This is a genomic window from Glycocaulis sp. (genome assembly GCF_052168375.1).
In the GTDB taxonomy this organism is placed as follows: Bacteria; Pseudomonadota; Alphaproteobacteria; order Caulobacterales; family Maricaulaceae; genus Glycocaulis.
The window spans coordinates 1-1,097 of the sequence record NZ_JBQLZR010000002.1 but is presented as its reverse complement, the minus strand read 5'-3'; the positions used below and the strand labels follow the sequence as shown (position 1 = coordinate 1,097).

Here is a 1,097-nt window from a genome sequence, read left to right as displayed (position 1 = left end):
GCTCGCCTTCGGGCTGGAGACCCTGGAAGAGGCCAAGGTGATTGCGGTCTTTCACCTCGTCGGCACGGTGATGGAAATCTTCAAGGTGGCCATGGGATCGTGGATCTATCCGGAGGCCGATGCCGCCTTTCTGGTGATCGCGGGCGTGCCCCTGTTCTCCGGATTCATGTACGCTGCCGTAGGCAGCTATCTGGCGCGGGTCTGGCGCCTGTTCGATTTCCGCTTTGACCGGTTTCCGCCGCTCTGGCTGCAAGGCCTGCTGGCGCTGGCAGTCTATGTGAATTTCTTCACTCATCATTTCACGCTCGACATTCGCCTCGGCCTGTTCGCCGCCAGCGCTTTGATCTATGGCCCGTGCGTGATCTGGTTCCGGCCCGACCGGGTACACCGCTGCATGCCGCTGCTGCTCGGTCTGGTGCTGGTCGCGCTCTTCATCTGGTTTGCCGAGAATATCGGCACTTTTGCCAGAGCGTGGAGCTATCCGGACCAGGAGGCTGGCTGGCACATGGTGTCATGGGCCAAGCTCGGTTCCTGGTATCTGCTGATGATCATCAGTTTTGTCCTGGTTGCCGCCGTGCATAGGGTTTCGGGTGAACGCTTGCGTGATGCGCCCTGATCGCTCACAACGCGGCCACAGACCTGATCGGAAAATTGAGGGCGCGCCCATGATCCAGAAACTCCTCATCGCCAATCGCGGAGAGATTGCCTGCCGCGTCATGCGCACGGCGCGCCAGATGGGTATTGCGACGGTGGCGGTCTATTCCGATGCCGATGCAAAGGCGGTCCATGTGAAGATGGCCGATGAGGCGGTGCATATCGGCCCGGCCCCGGCGCGCGAGAGCTATCTGGTCGCCGACCGCATAATCAAGGCTGCGCTCGATACCGGCGCGGACGCGATCCACCCGGGTTACGGCTTTCTGTCCGAGAATGCCGCCTTTGCCCGCGCCTGTGCGAAGAACGGGATCATCTTTGTCGGCCCCAGCCCCGAAGCCATTGAGGCGATGGGCCTCAAAGACCGCGCCAAGGCACTGATGGAGAAGGCCGGTGTGCCGGTCACGCCCGGCTATCACGGCGACAATCAGGACCCGGCCTATCTG

General features: G+C 61.9%; 2 protein-coding genes. Both read left to right on the top strand.

The features are described from left to right. Positions 1 to 616: DUF817 domain-containing protein (locus ACTS2Z_RS00025; RefSeq protein ID WP_442571185.1), on the top strand; the 616-nt coding region annotated here is incomplete at its 5' end. A 49-nt stretch (positions 617 to 665) separates the two neighbouring features. Further along, positions 666 to 1,097, top strand: a 432-nt coding sequence (locus ACTS2Z_RS00020) for a biotin carboxylase N-terminal domain-containing protein (protein ID WP_442571184.1), incomplete at its 3' end; no start/stop codon positions are given.